This window comes from Microbacterium sp. NPDC089189, assembly GCF_040685095.1.
Lineage (GTDB): Bacteria > Actinomycetota > Actinomycetes > Actinomycetales > Microbacteriaceae > Microbacterium.
In genome coordinates this window covers 1-4,319 of the sequence record NZ_JBFBHG010000053.1, presented here as the reverse complement: position 1 = coordinate 4,319, position 4,319 = coordinate 1, and the positions used below count along the sequence as shown (strand labels likewise).

Here is a 4,319-nt window from a genome sequence, read left to right as displayed (position 1 = left end):
GATTGACTGCAGTTTGGCGCCGAGACTGCGGGTTAAACCCACCGTCTCGGCGCCAAAGTGCTGTCTCGGCGATCCGCCGCGTGCCGCAACCGAGCGCGCCGCAACCGCGGCGGGGCGGGGTCAGTAGTGGACGGAGACCTCGGTGCCGGTGGGGGCCCAGTCGTAGACGAACTGTGCCTGCGACACGGGCATGTTGAGGCAGCCGTGGCTCATCTGGGCGCCGAAGTTGTTGTGCCAGTACGCGCCGTGGAAGGCGATGTCCGGGGCGAAGTAGGTTACCCAGGGAACGTCTTTGGTGCAGTAGGTCGACGTCGCGCCGCATCCCATGTTCTGCATGCGCACGTGAGCGAAGACCGAGAAGTTGCCGGTCGGGGTGGGCGTGGCGTCGGTGCCCGACGAGATCGCCCAGCTCTGCACGACCTGGTCGTTCTCGTAGAGCACGGCGCGCTGCGCCGACAGGTTGACGTCGATGTGACGGTAGAGGTTCGTCGTGGCGAACGCCGCCTCGGTCACCGGGAGGGCGTAGAACGGGTCGCCCGCCGCGAGCTGTGCGGCGAAGGCGTCGGCCATGCCGGTCGTGTCGCCGAGGGTGCGCCCCGTGGCGCCCGCCGTGAGCTCCTCCAGGACCTTGCCGGACGAGTTGGTGACGACCGTCGCGTCGACGGGCGCGCGGTCGACGAGACCGGGCAGCGTGTCGACGGTGGCCTGGATGGCGCCGGCGTCGGCCCCCAGGGCGAGCTGGCCGTCACGGTCGGTCACGGTCATCCAGGACGCGGCGACGGCGCGGTCGACGGGGACGGTGCGCTCCTCGCCCACGTAGAAGCCGATGTGATCGAGGATGCCGTTGAGGTGGGCAGTCGCCGCGTCGGCCTCGGCGGTGGTGATGCTCGCCTCGATCGGGACGACGGATGCGTCGACGGATGACGTGGCGGCGCCCGAGGTGAACGCGGTCTCGAGGGCGGCACGGACGCTCTCGACGTCGATGCCCTCGCCGCTGACCGCGGGCGTGGCGACGTACGAGGCGGAGGCGGGGTCGAACGTGACGGTCGCGTCCGTCGGATCGATGTGCGCTGCGGGGGCGGCGTCGCGCAGCGTGTCGGCCGCGAGCGCCGCGTCGATCGTCACGTCGGCCTCGAGGGGAGCGGCGTTCCACTGCGACACGTTCCACATCGGGTGCGCGTCGTAGGCCGATTCGGCGAGGGCCTGCGCGTCGACACGGGCACCGAGGTCGGCGCCGGTGACGGTGACCGGGCCATCTGCCGTCTCGAGCTCGATGCTGGTGTTGGCCAGGCGCGCGGTGAGCGCATCGGCGGCCGCACCGACGGTCAACCCGCCGATCGGCACGCCGGCGACCGCGGTCCCGGGGGCGATCAGCAGCAGCGCTGCGGCCACCGCGACGACGCCCAGGACGCCCGAAGGGATGCCGATCCACAGGCCGAGGTGGCGCTTGCGGGGCTTGGGCTCCTCAGGGGCCCACGCGTAGACGCGCGCGTCACTGTCGCCGGATCCGGACCCGGTAGCGGTCTCGTCCCCGTCGATCTGCGAGTGCGATCCGGTAATCAGATCGGTCACGCCGTCACCCCCGTGCTATGTGTGCTGTCTTCCCATGGTACGGGCGAGGCGGTGTTGCGCCTACAACGTTCCGGTCACATACGGCGGATGTGCAGCGTGTAACGGTTCGGTAACCGAGCTCTGATCGGGAGATCGCCTCTTGCGGGATGTTTGTTCGTAAGGTGTACTAACAAACATGTCAGCTCCCGAGGTCCTGCGCGACGCCTCCGCCGCTCCCGCGCCGTCCGCCGACGGCCTCACCCTCCGGCCCCGTCGGCGCTCCGCCACCAAGGTGCTCCCCGAGCATGCGCGGGGGCACAACAAGTCCCTCGTGCTGCAGACGCTCTTCCACGCCGGTTCGCAGAGCCGCGCCGACCTCGCCCGCGAGACCGGGCTCACCCGCGTCACGATCTCGGATCTCGTCGCCGAGCTCATCGCCGACGGCTTCGTCATCGAACAGGGGATGCGGGAGGGCAGCCGCCCGGGAAAGCCCGCCATGCTCGTCGACATCGACCGCACCGGGCACCGGATCGTCGGCATCGACCTGTCGGGCAGCGACACGTTCCTCGGGGCGGTGCTCACGCTCGACGGCGACATCGTCGCGCGCGCCGAGCGGCCCCATCCGGCCGACGCCGCGGGCGTCCTGCCGACGGTGATCGACCTGGCGCGCGAGCTGGTGGCCGACGCCCACGCGCCCGTGCTCGGCATCGGCATCGGCACGCCCGGTGTCGTCGACGACCACGGCGTCGTGCTGCGCGCCCCGAACCTGGGGTGGGTCGGCTTCGACCTCGAGGGCGTCCTGTCGGAGGCGCTCGATCTGCCCGTGCTCGTCGCCAACGACGCGAACGCCGCCGTGCTGGCGGAGTACACCTTCGGCGGGGCCGGCGACGACGTGCTGCTCGTGAAGGTCGGCAGCGGTGTCGGTTCGGGGCTGCTCACCGGAGGGCAGCCGCTGCGGGGCAGCCGCTTCGCCGCCGGCGAGATCGGCCACGTCACGGTCGGCACCGACGGCGGCCCCGCGTGCGCGTGCGGCAAGGTCGGGTGCCTGGAGGCGTGGCTCTCGGTGCCCTCGATCACGGCGCGCACGGCCGCGGTCGACGGCGGCGGTCTCGACAGCGTCCTGCGGGATGCGGGGGAGCGGCTGGGCATCGCCCTGGCTCCCGTCGTGGGCGCGCTCGATCTGTCGGAGGTCGTTCTCTCCGGCCCCCCTGAACTCCTCGGCGGTGTGCTTGCGCAGGCCACCGCCGAGGCCCTCCGCACCCGGACGCTGGCCCCCTTCCACGAGGGCCTCCAGGTGCGGATGACGCAGCAAGGCCAGGACATCGTCCTGCGCGGCGCTGCCGTCATGGTGCTCTCGGCGAGGCTCGGCGTCTCCTGACCGGCACCACATCGGAGGCGCCGCCGGCGGCTCCGACCCCATCACACAGAACAGAGGACAGCACATGAAGAAGTCCCTCGGAGCCGTGGCCCTCCTGGGCGCGTCGGCGATTGCGCTCGCCGGCTGCGCCGGCGGCGCGAGCGGTTCGGATTCGGCCGGAAGCGCAGAGCTGCGCGTCTGGCTGGTCGGCACCGACACCCCGCAGGAAGCACGCGACTACCTCACGAAGACGTTCGAGGAAGAGAACCCCGGCTCCACGCTGGTCATCGAGGAGCAGCAGTGGACGGGGCTCGTCGACAAGCTGACGACGAGCCTGTCGTCGAACGACAGCCCCGACATCGTCGAGATGGGCAACACCCAGGCGCCCGCGTTCACCTCCAGCGGGGCGCTCCTGAGCCTCGCCGACATCGAGGAGGATCTCGGCGGCTCCGACCTCCTGCCCGGCTTCGTCGAGGCGGGAAGCTGGGACGGCGAGCTGTTCGCCGCGCCGTACTACTCCGGCGCCCGCGTGGTGTTCTACAACACCGCCCAGTACGCCCAGGCCGGCGTCGAGGTGCCGACGACCCTGGACGAGTACGTCGCGAACGGCGTCACGCTGGCGGGTGCTCTCCCCGGGGTCTCCGGCGTCTACTTCCCCGGCAAGGACTGGTACAACGGACTCCCGTTCATCTGGGAGAACGGCGGCGAGGTCGCCGTGCAGGACGACGACGGGACGTGGGACGCGCAGCTCTCCAGCGACGCGTCGCTGGCCGGGCTCGCCCAGGTGCAGGAACTCATGACGGATGCCTCGCTCGCGCCCAAGGACGGCGACGAGACGGAAGGATGGGTGCCGTTCCGCACCGAGCAGTCCGCCACCTACTCGGCGCCCAGCTGGGCGTACTGGTCGATCGTCGCCGACGAGGACAAGCAGCCCACGCCCGTCGCCGAGACGACCGGGTACTTCGCTCTCCCGGGCGCCGACGGTGATGCCGCGCAGGTGTTCGCGGGCGGATCGAACGTGGGTATCGCCGCCAAGTCCAAGAACCCCGACCTCGCGAAGTCGGCGCTGGAGATCATGCTCGGCGACGAGTACCAGACGATCCTCGCCCAGGCGGGGCTGGTGCCGGCCAAGACCTCGCTCGGCGACCAGGTGGCCGCGGCCACGCCCGAGCTCGCGACGGTCATCGCCGAGGCCGCGGCGAACGCCAAGCTCACGCCCGCCTCGCCGAACTGGGCGGATGTCGAAGCGCAGGGCATCATGCAGGACCTGTTCGTGAACATCGCGAACGGCGGCGACGTCGCCGCGCTGGCGGCCGACGCCGACGCGCAGATCGAGTCGATCCTCAACGGCTGACCCGCGGATCCGTCCGCACCACGGGAACCCGCTCGACGACCGCGCCGCCGGTCGTCG

At 71.2% G+C, this 4,319-nt stretch carries 3 protein-coding genes; 2 read left to right on the top strand and 1 reads right to left on the bottom strand.

The genetic code is table 11. The annotated features are described in order from the left end of the window. Positions 1 to 120: 120 nt before the first annotated feature. Positions 121 to 1,572, bottom strand: a complete 1,452-nt coding sequence (locus AB0N73_RS16250) for a L,D-transpeptidase family protein (protein ID WP_363565397.1) — start codon at positions 1,570 to 1,572, stop codon at positions 121 to 123. Between the two features lie 175 nt (positions 1,573 to 1,747). Between AB0N73_RS16250 and AB0N73_RS16245 the strand changes: the two genes are divergently transcribed. Both AB0N73_RS16245 and AB0N73_RS16240 read left to right on the top strand, forming a co-directional pair. Further along, a complete protein-coding gene (locus AB0N73_RS16245; protein ID WP_363565395.1) occupies positions 1,748 to 2,929 on the top strand; it encodes an ROK family transcriptional regulator in 1,182 nt (393 codons plus the stop codon). 64 nt (positions 2,930 to 2,993) lie between these two features. Next, positions 2,994 to 4,262 carry an extracellular solute-binding protein gene (locus AB0N73_RS16240; RefSeq protein WP_363565393.1) on the top strand — a complete coding sequence of 423 codons (1,269 nt, stop codon included), beginning with the start codon at positions 2,994 to 2,996 and terminating at the stop codon, positions 4,260 to 4,262. Positions 4,263 to 4,319 lie beyond the last annotated feature (57 nt).

Bases quoted from the DNA above. Each gene is read 5' to 3' on its own strand.
- AB0N73_RS16245 (WP_363565395.1), top strand. From the start codon at position 1,748: ATGTCAGCTCCCGAGGTCCTGCGCGACGCCTCCGCCGCTCCCGCGCCG.
- AB0N73_RS16240 (WP_363565393.1), top strand. From the start codon at position 2,994: ATGAAGAAGTCCCTCGGAGCCGTGGCCCTCCTGGGCGCGTCGGCGATT.